The organism is Achromobacter colocynthidis, from assembly GCF_057334535.1.
This window is the reverse complement of record NZ_JBHFIZ010000033.1, coordinates 1-15227: the sequence shown is the minus strand read 5'-3', so window position 1 is coordinate 15227 and position 15227 is coordinate 1. Positions and strand designations below refer to the sequence as shown.

The 15227-nt window shown below is 63.6% G+C and carries 14 protein-coding genes and 1 tRNA gene; 10 read left to right on the top strand and 5 right to left on the bottom strand.

From position 1 onward, the window contains the following. The first annotated feature begins 90 nt into the window (after positions 1-90). Positions 91-1080, top strand: a complete 990-nt coding sequence (locus tag ACE04A_RS15415; protein ID WP_485820274.1) for a Bug family tripartite tricarboxylate transporter substrate binding protein — start codon at positions 91-93, stop codon at positions 1078-1080. 69 nt (positions 1081-1149) lie between these two features. Here the strand turns inward: ACE04A_RS15415 and ACE04A_RS15410 are convergent, their stop codons facing one another. Beyond that, on the bottom strand, positions 1150-1938 hold the full coding sequence (locus ACE04A_RS15410; protein WP_279997023.1) for an RNA methyltransferase: 789 nt from the start codon (positions 1936-1938) through the stop codon (positions 1150-1152). A gap of 130 nt (positions 1939-2068) precedes the next feature. On the opposite strand from ACE04A_RS15410, the gene ACE04A_RS15405 reads away from it, so the two are divergent. The 3 genes from ACE04A_RS15405 (at position 2069) to ACE04A_RS15395 (ending at position 5522) form a co-directional block, all read left to right on the top strand. Continuing rightward, positions 2069-2854 (top strand): inositol monophosphatase family protein, encoded by a 786-nt coding sequence (locus tag ACE04A_RS15405; RefSeq protein WP_259245941.1) that lies wholly within the window; start codon positions 2069-2071, stop codon positions 2852-2854. Positions 2855-3054: 200 nt separating this feature from the next. After that, positions 3055-4641 carry a TerC family protein gene (locus ACE04A_RS15400; protein WP_100856639.1) on the top strand — a complete coding sequence of 529 codons (1587 nt, stop codon included), beginning with the start codon at positions 3055-3057 and terminating at the stop codon, positions 4639-4641. A gap of 17 nt (positions 4642-4658) precedes the next feature. Further along, a complete protein-coding gene (locus ACE04A_RS15395) occupies positions 4659-5522 on the top strand; it encodes an undecaprenyl-diphosphate phosphatase (protein WP_100856638.1) in 864 nt (287 codons plus the stop codon). Positions 5523-5626: 104 nt separating this feature from the next. Here the strand turns inward: ACE04A_RS15395 and ACE04A_RS15390 are convergent, their stop codons facing one another. The 3 genes from ACE04A_RS15390 to ACE04A_RS15380 form a co-directional block, all read right to left on the bottom strand. After that, positions 5627-6394, bottom strand: a complete 768-nt coding sequence (locus ACE04A_RS15390; RefSeq protein ID WP_279997024.1) for a UDP-2,3-diacylglucosamine diphosphatase — start codon at positions 6392-6394, stop codon at positions 5627-5629. Further along, on the bottom strand, positions 6387-6896 hold the full coding sequence (locus ACE04A_RS15385; RefSeq protein WP_006225507.1) for a peptidylprolyl isomerase: 510 nt from the start codon (positions 6894-6896) through the stop codon (positions 6387-6389). Before ACE04A_RS15385 ends, ACE04A_RS15390 begins: the two co-directional genes overlap by 8 nt. A gap of 134 nt (positions 6897-7030) precedes the next feature. Beyond that, the gene (locus ACE04A_RS15380) at positions 7031-7714 is read right to left on the bottom strand and encodes a tetratricopeptide repeat protein (protein ID WP_259245947.1); all 684 of its coding nucleotides are present in this window, start codon (positions 7712-7714) and stop codon (positions 7031-7033) included. A 329-nt stretch (positions 7715-8043) separates the two neighbouring features. Between ACE04A_RS15380 and cysS the strand changes: the two genes are divergently transcribed. The 6 genes from cysS (at position 8044) to ACE04A_RS15350 (ending at position 13897) form a co-directional block, all read left to right on the top strand. Continuing rightward, positions 8044-9498, top strand: a complete 1455-nt coding sequence (gene cysS, locus ACE04A_RS15375; protein WP_485820273.1) for a cysteine--tRNA ligase — start codon at positions 8044-8046, stop codon at positions 9496-9498. A gap of 20 nt (positions 9499-9518) precedes the next feature. Continuing rightward, on the top strand, positions 9519-10163 hold the full coding sequence (locus ACE04A_RS15370; RefSeq protein WP_259245949.1) for a DNA-3-methyladenine glycosylase family protein: 645 nt from the start codon (positions 9519-9521) through the stop codon (positions 10161-10163). A 36-nt stretch (positions 10164-10199) separates the two neighbouring features. Then, entirely contained in the window at positions 10200-11165 is a 966-nt protein-coding gene (locus tag ACE04A_RS15365) for an acetyl-CoA carboxylase carboxyltransferase subunit alpha (protein WP_259245950.1), read from the top strand. A 163-nt stretch (positions 11166-11328) separates the two neighbouring features. After that, on the top strand, positions 11329-12303 hold the full coding sequence (gene tilS / locus ACE04A_RS15360) for a tRNA lysidine(34) synthetase TilS (protein ID WP_485820287.1): 975 nt from the start codon (positions 11329-11331) through the stop codon (positions 12301-12303). Positions 12304-12449: 146 nt separating this feature from the next. Then, positions 12450-13715 carry an aspartate kinase gene (locus tag ACE04A_RS15355; protein ID WP_259245952.1) on the top strand — a complete coding sequence of 422 codons (1266 nt, stop codon included), beginning with the start codon at positions 12450-12452 and terminating at the stop codon, positions 13713-13715. A gap of 89 nt (positions 13716-13804) precedes the next feature. Beyond that, positions 13805-13897, top strand: a tRNA-Ser gene (locus tag ACE04A_RS15350). 107 nt (positions 13898-14004) lie between these two features. Here the strand turns inward: ACE04A_RS15350 and mnmH are convergent. Next, positions 14005-15078, bottom strand: a complete 1074-nt coding sequence (gene mnmH, locus ACE04A_RS15345; protein ID WP_448718117.1) for a tRNA 2-selenouridine(34) synthase MnmH — start codon at positions 15076-15078, stop codon at positions 14005-14007. Positions 15079-15227 lie beyond the last annotated feature (149 nt).

The following is a 15227-nucleotide window of genomic DNA, read 5'->3' as shown; positions in this document are numbered from 1 at the left end:
ACCTTGATGCAACCGTCGTGTATAGATCAAAATGCGTCATCCAATAATTCAAATCGTCCATCTAATGGACAGTACCTGCACGGAGACACTATGACTACAGGTCAAAAGCCTGGCCTGCGGCGTTTCGCCGCCCCCCTTCTGGCCACCGCCGCAAGCGCATTCGCAATGGGTTCCGCACACGCCGCCTACCCAGACAAGCCCGTCCGTATCGTGGTCGGTTTTTCCGCCGGTGGCACCACCGACGTGATTGCCCGCATCATGGCCAAGGAACTTACCGAGTCCCTGGGCCAATCGTTCGTGGTTGAAAACAAGCCGGGCGCCGGCAGCAACATCGCCACCGACCAGGTGAAGCGCGCCGACCCGGACGGCTACACGCTGCTGTTCGTGGCCGTGACCAGCGCCATCAACCAGACGCTGTACAAGAACGTCAACTTCGACCTGACCAAGGATTTCGCCCCGGTGGCGCTCGGCGCGAAAGTGCCGAACATCCTGGTCGTGAACCCGCAAGTGCCGGTGAAGTCGGTCAAGGAACTGGTCGACTACGCGAAGAAAAACCCCGGCAAGCTGGCATTTGCCTCGTCGGGCAGCGGCACGTCCATCCATATGGCGGGCGAGCTCTTCAAGATGAAGGCGGGCATCGACGTCCTGCACGTGCCTTACAAGGGCAGCGCCCCGGCCATGACCGACCTGATCGGCGGCCAGGTGCAGTTCATGTTCGACAACATGCCGTCTGCCTGGCCGCACGCCCAAACGGGCAAGCTGCGCGCTCTGGCCGTGACCACCACCGACCGCTCCAAGAGCGCGCCGGACCTGCCCACGATGCAGGAATCGGGCTTTGAGGGTTTCGACGTGTCGTCGTGGTTTGGCCTGTTGGCGCCGGCCGGTACGCCGCCGGAAGTGATCAACAAGCTGAACGCCGCCATGCAGAAGGCCTTGGACACCCCCTCCGTGCAGACCAGCTATGAGAAGCTGGGCGCCGTGGGCGTGAAGACGACGCCGGCCGAATTTGGCGCGTTCATCAAGTCGGAAGTCGACGGCTGGGCCCCGGTGGTCAAGGCCTCGGGCGCCAAGGTGGACTGATGCCTGGATTGCCCCGGCAGGCTTGCCGCCGGGGCTGACCAGAACCAGGGATGGGCATTGCGCCCATCCCTATTTTTTTGTCTGGCCTTTGCGTGCCGTGGCCAGCATGGCGGTGCAGACGCCGCGCAGCATGTCCACTTCGTCACGGGTCAGCGCGGGGCGTGAAAACAGGTGCCGCATGCGCGGCATCAGCTTCTTGGGATGGGCGGGGTCCAGGAACTGCACACCGACCAACGCCTCTTCCCAGTGCGCCAGGAACGCCTGCACGGCCTCGCCCGAGGCGGGCTCGGCGCCGCGCGACGGTTCCTGCGCGGTCGAGGCGGGCAGCAGGGCGGCGCCCTGTTCCACCAGCAGCGCATAGCGCAACTCCCAGGCGGCCAGTTGCAGCGCCTGGGCCACGTTGAGCGAGCTGTATTCGGGGTTTGCGGGAATGTGGCAGATGCGGTGGCACAGCGCGATCTGTGCGTTGGTCAGGCCGGCCCGCTCGGTGCCCAGCACGACGGCGGTCACGCCCTCGGCCGTGCTGGCCAGATGCGCGCGGGCCAGGTCGGCCGCCTGCCGGATGTCGCAGGGCGGGGGGCCCAGGTCGCGCACCCGCGCGGTCAGGGCGAAGGCCATCGTCACCGGGGCCAGCGCTTCTTCCAATGAGGGGTAGATGCGAGCGTTTTCCAGCACATCCAGCGCGCCGCTGGCCAAGGCCACGGCCTCAGGCTGGGTGGTTACATCTGGAAATTTAGGCTCCACCAAGACCAATTCGGAGAAGCCCATTGTCTTGATGGCACGGGCCGCCGAACCCACGTTTCCGGGGTGGCTGGGGTTCACCATAATGAAGCGAACACGTGAAAATGCTTGAGTCATTTAAAATGGCGCGTTTGGCTTCACGCCTTCCTGGTTTTTTGGGTCGATTTCCCCGTTGGGGCGACGATGGATCCGGGGGGCGGCAAGTGGCCTATCATCACGCGAACCCACCGCATACGTACGGAATTTTATGCACCCGATGCTCAACATCGCCATCAAGGCGGCCCGGCGTGCCGGCACCATTATCAACCGTGCCAGCATGGATTTGGAACGACTCAGCGTGGCTCGCAAGGGGCCGCGCGATTATGTCACGGAAGTCGATCGCGCCGCCGAGGAGTCCATCGTCGAGACCCTGCATGCCGCTTACCCGGACCATGCCGTGCTGGGCGAGGAATTCGGGCTGCAAGGTCCCGACCAGGCTGAATTCCAATGGATCATCGATCCCCTGGACGGCACGACGAACTTCATCCACGGCCTGCCCAACTACGCCGTGTCCATCGCGCTGACGCAGCGCGGCCAAGTGACGCAAGCGGTCATCTATGACCCCTCGCGCAACGAACTGTTCACGGCTAGCCGTGGCAGCGGCACCTTCTTGAACGACCGCCGCGTGCGCGTTTCGGGCCGCACTCGGTACCACGAAGCGCTGCTGGGCGCCCACTGGCCCAACGCCGGCGACCCTGAACAGGGTTCGCAGCGCTTCCGCCATATGGCGGAAAACGTCACCGGCGTGCGTCGCATGGGCTCCACCGTGCTCGACCTGGCCTACGTGGCCAGCGGCCGCCTGGATGGCTTCTGCGGCGTGGGCTTGAAGCCCTGGGATCTGGCGGCCGGCAGCCTGATGGTGCTGGAAGCCGGCGGCCTGATCGCCGACTTCGACGGCGAGCAAGGCTGGATGGATAGCGGCAATGTGCTGGCCGCCACGCCCAAGATCTTCACGCAGATGCTGGGCTCGCTGAACCCGCCGTCGGCAGCCTGATTCCGGCATGAATCCGGCATGAATCCGGTTTCAAAAAAGACTGGCCTTCGGGCCGGTTTTTTTTTGGCGCGATGCGTTCGGGCAAGCCCCGCGCATGGCGCAAAGCCAATGGCCATCAGGCAAACGGACGGGGGCGCGTCACCGGCATGTCATGAATTTTCCATGTACGATTACCGGTCGTGTAACTTCTGGAGCTCCTGATGGAGTGGCTGCTGGACCCCGCCGCGTGGGTCGGCTTGCTTACCCTGGTCGTCCTTGAGATCGTCCTGGGCATTGATAACCTGATATTCATCGCCATCCTGGCGGACAAGCTTCCCCCCGAGCAACGCGACCGCGCTCGCGTCCTGGGGTTGAGCCTTGCGCTGATCATGCGCCTGGGTTTGCTGTCCGTCATGTCGTGGCTGGTCACCTTGACCACACCCTTGTTTTCGGTGGGCCCCTTGTCCCCGTCGGGCCGCGATCTGATCCTGATGGTGGGCGGCCTGTTCCTGCTGTTCAAGGGCACGATGGAACTGCACGAGCGCCTGGAAGGCGGGTTTCACAGTGGCTCGTCAGGCCCGCGCGTGTACGCCAGCTTCTGGGTGATCGTGACGCAGATCGTGGTGCTGGACGCGGTGTTCTCGCTGGACTCGGTCATCACGGCCGTGGGCATGGTGGACCACCTGGCCATCATGATGATTGCCGTCGTCATCGCCATCGGCATCATGCTGATCGCCTCCAAGCCGCTGACGCGCTTCGTCAACGCGCATCCCACCGTGGTGGTGCTGTGCCTGGGCTTCTTGCTGATGATCGGTTTCTCGCTGCTGGCCGAAGCGTTTGGCTTCAAGGTGCCCAAGGGCTATCTGTATGCGGCCATCGGCTTCTCGGTGGCCATCGAAGCGTTGAATCAGGTGGCGCGCCGCAACCTGCTCAAGCTGGACGCCCGTCGTCCCATGCGGGAACGCACCGCGTCGGCCGTGCTGCGCATGCTGGGCAAGCGCCCGCCCGCCAGCGACGAGGCCGACCTGCCCAACATGGACGGCCCGGCCATGCCGGCCTTCGGCGTTGAAGAGCGCAACATGGTCAGCGGGGTGCTGACCCTGGCCGAACGTTCCATCCGGTCCATCATGACGCCGCGCACGGATGTGTCGTGGATCAATATTGATGACGACCCGGACCTGATTCGCCACCAATTGACCGAGGCGCCCCACAGTTTCTTCCCGGTCTGCCGGGGTTCGCTGGACGAGGTGCTGGGCATCGCGCGCGCCAAGGACCTGGTCGCGGACTTGATCACCGAAGGCCGCGTGCGCCGCAACCGCCTGCGCGACCCGATCATCGTGCACGAGTCCATCGGCATTCTGCGCCTGATGGACACGCTCAAGCGCTCGCGGGGCCAACTGGTGCTGGTGGCTGACGAGTTCGGCGCCATTGAAGGCCTGGTCACGCCGATTGATGTGTTTGAAGCCATTGCCGGTGAGTTCCCCGACGAGGACGAACTGCCCGACATCGTGGCCGACGGCGACAACACCTGGAAGATCGACGGCGCGGCCGACCTGCACCACGTTGAACAGGTGCTGGAAACCGAAGGCCTGGTCGACGACGCGCAGGAATTCTCGACCCTGGCGGGCTACCTGTTGTCGCGCTTCGGCCACCTGCCCAAGCCGGGCGATGTTTGCGAATACGAAATTCACTACCAGCATTTCCGCTTCGAGGTGCTGGAGATGGACGGGCGCCGGATCGCGCTGGTGCGCGTTGAAAAGCGGCCGCAGGAAATGCTGTCGGACGAAGCCCCCCTGGCCAACGATTAACCGGACCCTTATCCAACGTGACTGATAACGCGCTCTACCTGATCAAGGCCTTCATCCTCGGCATTCTTGAAGGCCTGACCGAGTTCATCCCCGTGTCCAGCACCGGCCACCTGATCCTGGTGGGCGACTGGATCAATTTCCAGTCCAGCGATGGCAAAGTGTTCGAGGTGGTGATCCAGCTTGGCTCGATCCTGGCGGTGATGTGGGTATTCCGCGCGCGGCTGCTTCAGCTGATACGCGGCACGCTGACCGGCGTGGCGAGCGAGGTCGCGTTCACCCGCAACCTGATCATCGCGTTCCTGCCGGCGGCAGTCATCGGCGCGATCTTCATCAAGACGATCAAGTCGGTGTTCTATCACCCGGGCGTGGTGGTCGTGACGCTGGTGGTGGGCGGGTTGATCATGCTGTATGTCGAGCGCAAGACCCACCACACGCCGGGCGATGCGCCGGGCGCGGCGGACGATACGGCATCCGATGAAAGGGCGTCGGCGCACACGCTGGAGCAGATCACCTGGAAGCAGGCGTTGGGCGTGGGGGTGGCGCAGTGTTTTGCGATGATCCCGGGCACGTCGCGGTCTGGCGCCACCATCATCGGCGGGATGATTGCCGGAATTCAGCGCAAGACGGCCACGGAGTTCTCGTTCTTCCTGGCCATGCCCACGATGCTGGGTGCAGCGGTTTTTGATATGTACAAAAACTTCGGCGTGCTGACCCAGCACGATTTGTCGGGCATCGCCGTGGGCTTCATCGCGGCATTCCTGAGCGCGATGGTGGTGGTGCGCGCGGTGCTACGGTTCGTGGCGAACCATACGTATAGAGTGTTCGCGTGGTACCGAATCGTGTTCGGCGGGGTTGTTGCGGCTTGGATCTTTACGCGCTGAGGTAACGGTGGCGCTGCACGCAGGGTACGGGTGGGGCGCTGGTTGGTGGGTTTGCGCGTTAGGCATTGGGATTCTTATCCGTGCCTTGCCGCGCTACACCCATCCTACGTTTCCAGGTCGTAGAACTCTAGCCCGTCGCGGTCGATGGTGAGCCAGCCGCCGCGGGGGGGCGAGACGTGGTCGAAGTCCCAGTCGGGCAGTACCCAGCGTTCGCATTTCTTGCCGTCGACGTCCAGCACGTGGCGCGCCGGGCGGTGGGTGTGCCCGTGCACCAGCACGCGCACGCCGGTGTCGCGGAAGATTGCGTCGATGGCCGCGCCATTGACGTCCATGATTTCCATGGACTTCGTCTGGTTGGCCGCCTGGCTTTCGCCACGGGCCTGCTGCGCCATCGCCAGCCGTTCGGGAATGCTCTTGCCCAGGAATTCGGACTGCCACTGCGGATTGCGGACCATCTTGCGGAACTGCTGATACGCGGCGTCGTCCGTACAGAACTCGTCGCCGTGCGTCAGCAGCACCTGGCCAAAATCCGTTTCCAGCAGCGCCGGTTCGGGCAACAGCTTGGCGCCCACGGCATTGGCCAGCTCTTCCCCGATGAGGAAGTCGCGGTTGCCGCGGCCCAGCCACACGGGAATGCGTGCGGCCGTCTCGCGCAGCGCCGTCAGCACCGTGGCAAGCCACGGTGGCGCGGCGCGGATCACGTCGTCGCCGATCCAGGCGTCAAAGATGTCGCCCGGCAGCAGCAAGGCTGCGGCGTCTTCTTGCGCGGCTTCCAGGAATGCCAGGAATGCCTCGGACGTGGCCGGCGTGGCCGGCCCCAAGTGCAGGTCGGACGCCAGCCAGATCTGGCCGGGCAGGGCAATCTTATTCAAGAATTTCGGCCTTCTCGATGATCACGTCTTCGTTGGGCACGTTCTGGTGGAAGCCCTTGTTGCCGGTCTTCACGCCCTTGATCTTCTCGACCACGTCGGTGCCTTCGGTGATGGTGCCGAACACGGCATAGCCCCAGCCGTTCGGCGTGGGCGACGTGAAGTTCAGGAAGTCGTTGTTGGACACGTTGATGAAGAACTGCGCGGTGGCCGAGTGCGGGTCGCTGGTGCGGGCCATCGCCAGGGTGTACTTGTCGTTCTTCAAGCCGTTGTTGGCTTCGTTTTCGATGGGGGCATGCGTCTGCTTTTGCTTCATGCCGGGTTCGAAGCCGCCGCCCTGGATCATGAAACCGTCGATCACGCGGTGGAACACCGTGCCGTTGTAGAAGCCTTCCTTGACGTAGGTCAGGAAGTTTTCGACGGTCTTGGGGGCCTTGGCGGCATCCAGGGTGATGACCATATCGCCTTGGTTCGTGACGAGCTTGACGCGCGGATTGGTGCTCATGGCTTTTGTGCCTTCAGAAGTAGTGGTGGTGGAGGAGGCCGCTGGGGCGGCGCTGACAAGCGCTGGGGCAAATGCGGCCAGCGCGAACGAGCACGCCGTCAGGCGCAGCAGGTGAAAGGGGGAGTAACGGGACATCATTTGCCTTGTTTATCCTTCAGCATGGTTTCGACTTCACGAGCCTTTTCCTGCATGCCCGGCACGCCATCGCTGGCGGCCTTTTTGTAGGTGCGCAGGGCCAGTAGAAGTTGCAGATCGCCCAGATTGGCGCGGGCGGCGGCATAACCGGGGTCAGCGCGTAATGCCATTTGCAGGGCATCTTGCGCTTTTTCAAGTTCTCCGCGGCTGGCATATAGAGCGGCCAGATTATTCCAAGGTTCCGGAAGCTCCGGGAAACGCGTGGTCATTTCGGTATAGATGTCGATGGCTTCTCCCGGGCGGTCCAGGGCAGCCAAGGCGCGCGCGTGCTGGAACATCAGTTGCACATCGGTGCCGCGCTGGTCCTTGATTTCGGCCTGGCGCTTTTCGATCATCGCCAGTGCTTCTTCGTTGTCGCCGCGGTTCAGCAGCGTTTCGATGCGAGTGGTGATCTGCGATGCCGACGGCGTCAGCCGCGTGTCGACGCCGGGTTTCGCCGCTTCCAGCAAATTGGCCAGGGCGTCCCAGCCGCCTTCGGGCGGAATGGGGTCCAGGGTGGTGCGCGTGGCGTTCGGGTTGGCTCCGCCGCCGCCAGCCATCGACTGGGCAAGGGCGGTTCCAGCCGGCGCGCCGGCAAGGGCCAGGGCGAGCAGGGCGACAAAAAAACGCGGCTTGATCGTCACGTGGGTATCCGTTAAAAGTCGTGGCCGGGCAGCACTGATACGTGCGACCGGGCCGCTTGCTATACTTGACGACCGCCATTTTAGCCCCGGTTGCGTTTTTGGTTCGGCGTTGGGTAGAGCTTTATGCCAGAGCGCTATGAGTCAGTGCTTTATGCCAGAGCGGCATGAAGGTAATTGACCCCAAAAGCCAAGCTTTGAAGCCTAAGCCCAAGAGCTAAGGCCAAGAGCAACAACCTATCCCGATGGCGGCAAGCTGCGCGGGTATCGTCCCGCCCAAGCAACTTTTTCCGATTCCGCCGCGGAAAGCAATCAGACACTTCATAAGCGCCATGCTGCAAATCTACAACACGTTATCGCGTACCAAAGAACCGTTCAAACCGGCCCAGGCTGGTCAGGTGCGCATGTACGTGTGTGGCATGACCGTGTACGACTTCTGCCATCTGGGCCACGCTCGCATGCTGGTGTCGTTCGATGTCGTGCAGCGTTGGCTGCGCGCCAGCGGCCTGGCCGTCGACTACGTGCGCAACATCACTGACATTGACGACAAGATCATCCGCCGCGCCGTTGAAACCGGCCGCCGCATTGGCGAAGTCACCGAGTTCTACATTGCCGCCATGCATGCCGACGAGCAGGCGCTGGGTGTTGAAACGCCCGACCGCGAGCCGCGCGCCACGCAATACGTGGGCGAGATGCTGGACATCATCGGCAAGCTGGAACAGAACGGCCTGGCCTATCAGGCCGATGACGGCGACGTGAACTACGCCGTGCGCGGCTTCCCCGGCTACGGCAAGCTGTCCGGCAAGACGCTGGACGACCTGCGCGCCGGCGAGCGCGTGGCGGTGGGCGCGGCCAAGCGCGACCCGCTGGACTTCGTGCTGTGGAAGTCGGCCAAGGCCGAGGAACCCGACGACACCAAATGGGAATCGCCCTACGGCATGGGCCGCCCGGGCTGGCACATCGAATGCTCGGCCATGAGCAAATCCTTGTTGGGCTTGCCGCTGGATATCCACGGCGGCGGCCCCGACCTGAAATTCCCGCACCACGAAAACGAAATCGCGCAGACCGAAGGCGCGTTCGGCGGCACGCTGGCCAACGTCTGGATGCATTGCGGCCCGCTCATGGTTGATTCGGACAAGATGTCCAAGTCCCTGGGCAATTTCCGCACCATCCGCCAAACCATCGCCCAGGGCAACCCGGCCACCGATGACGCCAACTACAGCGTGAACCCGCGTGAAGCGGAAATGGTGCGCTTCTTCATCGTGCGCAATCACTACCGCAGCTCGCAGAACTACACGCCCGACAACCTGATCGACGCGCAAAACGCACTGGACCGCCTGTACCAGGCCTTGCAGAACGTGCCCGCCGACGACCAGGGCATCGACTGGAACGAGCCGCAGGCCCAGGCCTTCAAGGCGGCCATGGATGACGACTTCAACAGTTCGGGCGCGGTCGCGGCCCTGTTCGAACTGGCGTCCGAAGCCAACCGTGGCAAGAGCGCGCGCAGCGCCGGCCAGTTGAAGGCACTGGCTAGCCTGTTGGGCTTGTTGCAGCAGGACCCGGCAACGTATTTCCAATCGCCCACCCGCTATTCGGCGGCGGCCATCGAGCAAGGCCAGCGCGCCACGCTGGACGCCACGGCCATCCAGGCCCTGATCGACGCCCGCGCCGCCGCCAAGGCCGCCCGCGACTTCGCCGAAGCGGATCGTATCCGCGCGGAATTGCGCGAGGCCGGCATCGAACTCGATGACAAGCCCGGTGGCTTGACGCAATGGCGACGGGCGTGAGCCCAGTGGATACGCCCGATATGTCCACCCCCGATCTCGACGTTCCCAAGCCTGAATATTGGGAAACCGCCGTCGCCCATCTGATGCGGCGCGACCGCATCCTGAAAAAGGTCATCCCCCAGCACCCCGAGGTCTGGTTGACCTCGCGCGGCACGCCGTTCGTGACCTTGGCGCGCGCCATCATCGGCCAGCAGGTATCGGCCAAGGCGGCCGACGGCGTCTGGACCAAGTTCATCGAAGCCGTGGGCAAGCGTCCCACGCCCGTGGCCGTGCTGCGCGTGGGCCTGGAGGGCTTGCGCAAGGCAGGGCTGTCGCAACGCAAGGCCGAATACGTGCTCGACCTGGCCGTGCACTTCGGCGAGCGCCGCGTCCACCCTGAAAAATGGGCGGCGATGGACGACGAAGCCGTTATTTCTGAATTGGTCGCCATCCGGGGCATTGGGCGCTGGACGGCGGAGATGTTTTTGATTTTCAATCTACAGCGGCCTGACGTCCTGCCGCTGGATGATCCAGGGTTGCTCAAGGCAATCTCGCTACACTATTTCAGTGGCGAGCCTGTCTCGCGCTTCGAGGCTCGCGAAGTCTCGCTGGCGTGGCAGCCCTGGCGTACCGTGGCAACCTGGTACTTATGGCGCAGTCTGGAACCGACACCGGTCCAGTACTGATGCACACCAGGCAGCCCATCTACGGAACCACACTACATGCGCAATACATTTCTGGAATTTGAACAGCCGCTGGCCGAACTTGAAAACAAGATCGAGCAGCTGCGCTATGTGCAGGCCGATTCGGCGGTAGACATCTCCGACGAAATCGGACGTCTGCAGCAAAAGAGCCAGACCTTGGCCAAGGAAATCTACGCCAAGCTCACGCCTTGGCAGACGGCCCTTGTCGCCCGCCATCCCCAGCGTCCCTACACGCTGGACTACGTGCGCGAAATGTTCACCGACTTCCACGAACTGCACGGCGACCGCATGTACGCCGACGATCAATCCATCATTGGTGGATTGGCGCGGTTCAACGGCACGCCCTGCATGGTCATCGGCCATCAAAAGGGTCGCGACACCAAGGAACGCGCCGCCCGCAATTTCGGCATGCCGCGTCCCGAAGGCTATCGCAAGGCCCTGCGCCTGATGCGCCTGGCTGAAAAATTCGGCATCCCCGTGTTCACCTTCGTAGACACCCCGGGCGCCTACCCCGGCATCGGCGCTGAAGAGCGCGGGCAGTCGGAAGCCATCGGCCATAACCTGTACGCCATGGCCGAGCTCAAGGTCCCCATCATCTGCACGATCATCGGCGAAGGCGGCTCCGGCGGCGCGCTGGCGATTGCCGTGGGCAATGCCGTGCTGATGCTGCAATACGCCACCTACGCCGTGATCTCGCCCGAAGGCTGCGCGTCCATCTTGTGGCGCAGCGCCGACAAGGCGCCGGACGCCGCCGAAGCCCTGGCCATCATCGCGCCGCGCTTGAAGGACCTGGGCCTGGTCGACCGCGTGGTCAACGAACCGGTGGGCGGCGCCCATCGCGACCCCCGCGTCATGGCCCGCCTGTTGCGCCGCGCGCTGGGCGATGCCCTGCGCCAATTGCAAGGCATGACGCCCGAGCAGCTTGTGGAACAGCGCGTGCAGCGCCTGCTGTCCTACGGCGCCTACCAGGAAGTGCGCGCGTAACGCAGGCAAAGGCGCTGGCCGCTTGGCCGGCGCCACGGCCGCGCCGCCCGCGCCCTGCATCATGAACACGCCTCCCACGCCCGACACGCCCCTTGCGGCCGAGTCGGGCGTGTTGCGTTGCGCGTCCGTCGCGCTGCCTTTGACGCCCGCGCTGCTGACGGCGTTGCGACTGGCCTTGCGTGCCTTGCCGGCGCAACCGGCACGCATCGGCGTGGCCTTGAGCGGCGGCGCCGACTCGGCCATGCTGGCCGTGCACGCGGCGGCGGTGGCGCGCGAATTGGGCATCGATCTTGCGCTTTTGCACGTGCACCACGGCTTGCAGTCCGCCGCCGACGACTGGGGGCGGCACGTCCATGCCTTGGGGGCCTTGCTGGGGCTACCGGTCCAGGAAGCTCGCGTGCAGGTGGAGCAGGGTGCCGGCAAAGGGATCGAGGCCGCCGCGCGCGACGCCCGCTACGCGGCGCTGGCGCAGCTTGCGCAGGCACAGGGCATCAACCACGTGCTGCTGGCGCATCACCGCAACGACCAGGCCGAAACGGTGTTGCTGCGCCTGCTGCGCGGCACGGGCGTGGTGGGCATGGCGGCCATGTCCCACCGCTCGGTTCGCGACGGTATCACCTATCTGCGTCCTTGGTTGGGACAGGACCGCGCCACGATATTGCAGGCCGCCGCTTCGGTCGAAAACGCCTGCGGCTGGCGCCCGGTACAAGACCCCACCAATGCCGACCCGCGCTACACACGCGCCGCCGTGCGCGAATTGCTGGCGCCGGTGCTGGACAGCCGCTGGCCCAGCTGGCGCGCCATTGTGGCGCGGCACGCCGCCCCCATGGCCGAAGCCGCCCAGATCCTGGACGAGGTGGCACGCGAAGATTTTGCGCGGCTGGAACCGAGTGCAGACGGCGCCAGCTTTTCGTTGAAAGCCTGGCGGGAATTGTCACCGGCGCGCCAGGCGCAGGTGCTGCGCTTCTGGCTGCAACAAAACGGCGCGCGCATGCCCACGGACGCGCGCCTGCGCGACCTGCTGCGCCAATTGCGCGAACTGCACAGCCTGGGCCATGACCGCCAGTTGCGGGTGGAGCAGGCCGGCCATGTGGTGCGCTGCCATCGGGGACGGGTCTGGGTCGAGCCGCGCGGATAGCGATTGTGGTTTCCGCAGGAATTCACGGAAAAATAACCGCCCAATGAACGTAAATTCGCACAAATTGAGCAAATTTTTACCGCCGCGCTAGAATATATGGTTTTGCCCGTCACCACTTTGCGGCGGGTTTCCAGCCAGAGTACGAGATGTCCCTGATCGTTCACAAATATGGCGGTACTTCGATGGGCTCGGTCGAGCGCATCCGAAACGTGGCGCGTCGCGTCGCGAAGTGGCATGCCGCCGGCCACCAAGTTGTTGTTGTGCCGTCGGCAATGGCGGGCGAAACCAATCGCCTGCTGGGTCTGGCGCGCGAAATTTCGCCCCAGCCTGACGGCCGCGAACTCGATATGATCGCCGCCACCGGCGAGCAGGCCAGCAGCGGTTTGTTGGCCATTGCGTTGCAGGCCGAAGGCGTGCCCGCGCGCAGCTATGCCGGTTGGCAAGTGCCGGTGCGCACCGATTCGTCGTTCACCAAAGCCCGCATCAGCTCCATCGACGATGCGCGCGTGCGCGCTGACCTCGACGCCGGCCGCGTGGTGATCGTGACCGGCTTCCAGGGCATAGACCCCGAAGGCCACATCACGACGCTGGGCCGTGGTGGTTCGGACACCTCGGCCGTGGCCGTGGCAGCCGCCATCAAGGCCGACGAATGCCTGATCTACACCGACGTGGACGGCGTCTACACGACCGATCCGCGCGTGGTGCCCGAAGCGCGCCGCATGGCCGTCGTTTCCTTCGAGGAAATGCTGGAAATGGCGTCGCTGGGTTCCAAGGTGCTGCAGATCCGCTCGGTGGAATTCGCTGGCAAATACCGTGTACCGGTCCGGGTGTTGTCCTCGCTGACCGACCCGCTCATTCCGCTCGACGAAGAAATGGTCTCGGGCACGCTGATTACTTTTGAGGAAGACGAAAAAATGGAAGCCGCCGTAGTCTCCGGCATCGCCTTCAGCCGCGACGAAGCCAAAATCACCTTGCTGGCGGTGCCCGACAAACCGGGTATCGCTTTCTCCATCCTGGGTCCGGTCGCCGCCGCGAATATCGACGTCGACATGATCGTGCAGAACCAGTCCGTGGCCGGCACCACCGACTTCTCGTTCACCGTGAACCGCAACGAATTCGCGCGTGCCGTCGACCTGCTCAAGCGCGAAGTCATCCCCGCCGTGGGCGCGCGTGAGCTGTCCACCGACGAGAAGGTTGCCAAGGTCTCGATCGTGGGCATCGGCATGCGTTCGCACGTGGGCGTGGCCAGCTTGATGTTCCAGACGCTTTCGCAAGAAGGCATCAACATCCAGATGATCAGCACCAGCGAAATCAAGACGTCGGTCATCATCGACGACAAGTACATGGAATTGGGCGTGCGCGCGCTGCACAAGGCGTTCGGCCTGGACCAGGCGCCGGGCGCCAAGGAATAAAGGCAGCGAGTCCGGCACGTTTTTTTGCATGATGACCCCGTTTGCGGGCAACGGCCAAAAAATTCGTGCTAGAATCTCGTTCTCTTTTCGGAGACGTGCCCGAGAGGCTGAAGGGGCTCCCCTGCTAAGGGAGTATGTGGCTAAAAACTGCATCGTGGGTTCGAATCCCACCGTCTCCGCCAGATAAGCTTCGGCGCTGGCTTAAGTACAGCGTTGAAGATAAAAACCCCGCAATCGCGTAAGTGATTGCGGGGTTTTTTCATGTCGGCTTTATCTGCATCGCTTTCATCTACACCGCTTTTATCTGCATCGCTTCCGCCTGCATCTCCGCCAGCAACGCGCGCGCCTGTTCCACCACATCCGCATCGTTCGGCCTGAACCTCATCTGCATGGCTTGCGGCAGTTGCGTGTAGTGCGCGTGGCCGCTGCGGGCATACGCCGGGTCGTAATGGCGGTTGATCAGGTCGCTTGCCAGCTCCAGGCGGCGGCCTTCGTCCACCATCTGTAGCCAGCCCTTGATGACGTCGCGGCTGTGCAGGCCAAGCAGGCGTTGCAACTGTTCCTTGAGCCAATCGGCGTTGTCGAATAATTGCGCGTAGTCCTGCTGTAAAAACGCCGCGCGGTCTTCGGGGGTGCAGACCACTTCAATGCACGCGCCTTGATGCATGGCTTGCAGCAGCGCGGGTGGCAACGCTACGGCGCCGATCTTGCGGCTTTCGGCTTCAACGAACACGGGGCGCGTGGTGTCCAAGGCACGCAGGCGCGCGGCTAGCAAGGTGTCGAAACGCTTTTGTGAGGGTTGTGCAACGCCCGGCACGGCGCCCAGCAGCGAGCCGCGATGGGATGCCAGGTGCTCAAGGTCCAGCGTCTGTGCGCCAGCCGATTCAAGCGCGTGCAGCAGGCGCGTCTTGCCGCTGCCCGTGGGGCCCACAAGCACCACGCAGCGCAGCGTGGTGGGCAGGGTGTCCAGGGCAAGCAGCGTGGCGCCACGGTAGCGTTTGTAGCCACCGTTCAATTGCCTGGCGCGCCAACCGATCATGTTGAACATCACCGTCATCGAGCCCGAGCGCTTGCCGCCGCGCCAGCAGTACACCAGCGGACGCCAACCCTGCGGCCGATCGACGAAGGTGGTTTCCAGGTGCCGTGCGATGTTGCGCGCAACGATCGCGGCGCCAATGCGCGAGGCTTCGAAGGGCGAGACCTGGGTGTACAACGTGCCGACCCGCACGCGCTCTTCGTCGTTCAGCACCGGTGCGTTGATGGCGCCGGGGATGTGGTCGATGGCGTACTCAAGCGGTGAACGCACGTCGATGATTTCGTCGAAGTCGTTTAGCTGTTCCAGATCAGCGAGCAGGTGTTTCACGTTCAAGGCCGTTGTGTTGAGCGGCCATTAGAGTAGTGCTTTTCTGACCGCACCCAAACTTGCACGCCGCAAAAATTCACGTTATTATTCAAGGCTTGCTTGAACGCGCGCCCGTAGCTCAGCTGGATAGAGTACCTGGCTACGAACCA

What these genes read in the sequence shown, in the direction of transcription:
- ACE04A_RS15370 (WP_259245949.1), top strand. Translation starts at nt 9,519, where the DNA reads ATGTCCACCCCCGATCTCGACGTTCCCAAGCCTGAATATTGGGAAACC.
- ACE04A_RS15365 (WP_259245950.1), top strand. Translation starts at nt 10,200, where the DNA reads ATGCGCAATACATTTCTGGAATTTGAACAGCCGCTGGCCGAACTTGAA.
- ACE04A_RS15405 (WP_259245941.1), top strand. Translation starts at nt 2,069, where the DNA reads ATGCACCCGATGCTCAACATCGCCATCAAGGCGGCCCGGCGTGCCGGC.
- cysS (WP_485820273.1), top strand. Translation starts at nt 8,044, where the DNA reads ATGCTGCAAATCTACAACACGTTATCGCGTACCAAAGAACCGTTCAAA.
- ACE04A_RS15355 (WP_259245952.1), top strand. Translation starts at nt 12,450, where the DNA reads ATGTCCCTGATCGTTCACAAATATGGCGGTACTTCGATGGGCTCGGTC.
- ACE04A_RS15400 (WP_100856639.1), top strand. Translation starts at nt 3,055, where the DNA reads ATGGAGTGGCTGCTGGACCCCGCCGCGTGGGTCGGCTTGCTTACCCTG.
- ACE04A_RS15410 (WP_279997023.1), bottom strand. Translation starts at nt 1,938, where the DNA reads ATGACTCAAGCATTTTCACGTGTTCGCTTCATTATGGTGAACCCCAGC.
- ACE04A_RS15415 (WP_485820274.1), top strand. Translation starts at nt 91, where the DNA reads ATGACTACAGGTCAAAAGCCTGGCCTGCGGCGTTTCGCCGCCCCCCTT.
- ACE04A_RS15385 (WP_006225507.1), bottom strand. Translation starts at nt 6,896, where the DNA reads ATGAGCACCAATCCGCGCGTCAAGCTCGTCACGAACCAAGGCGATATG.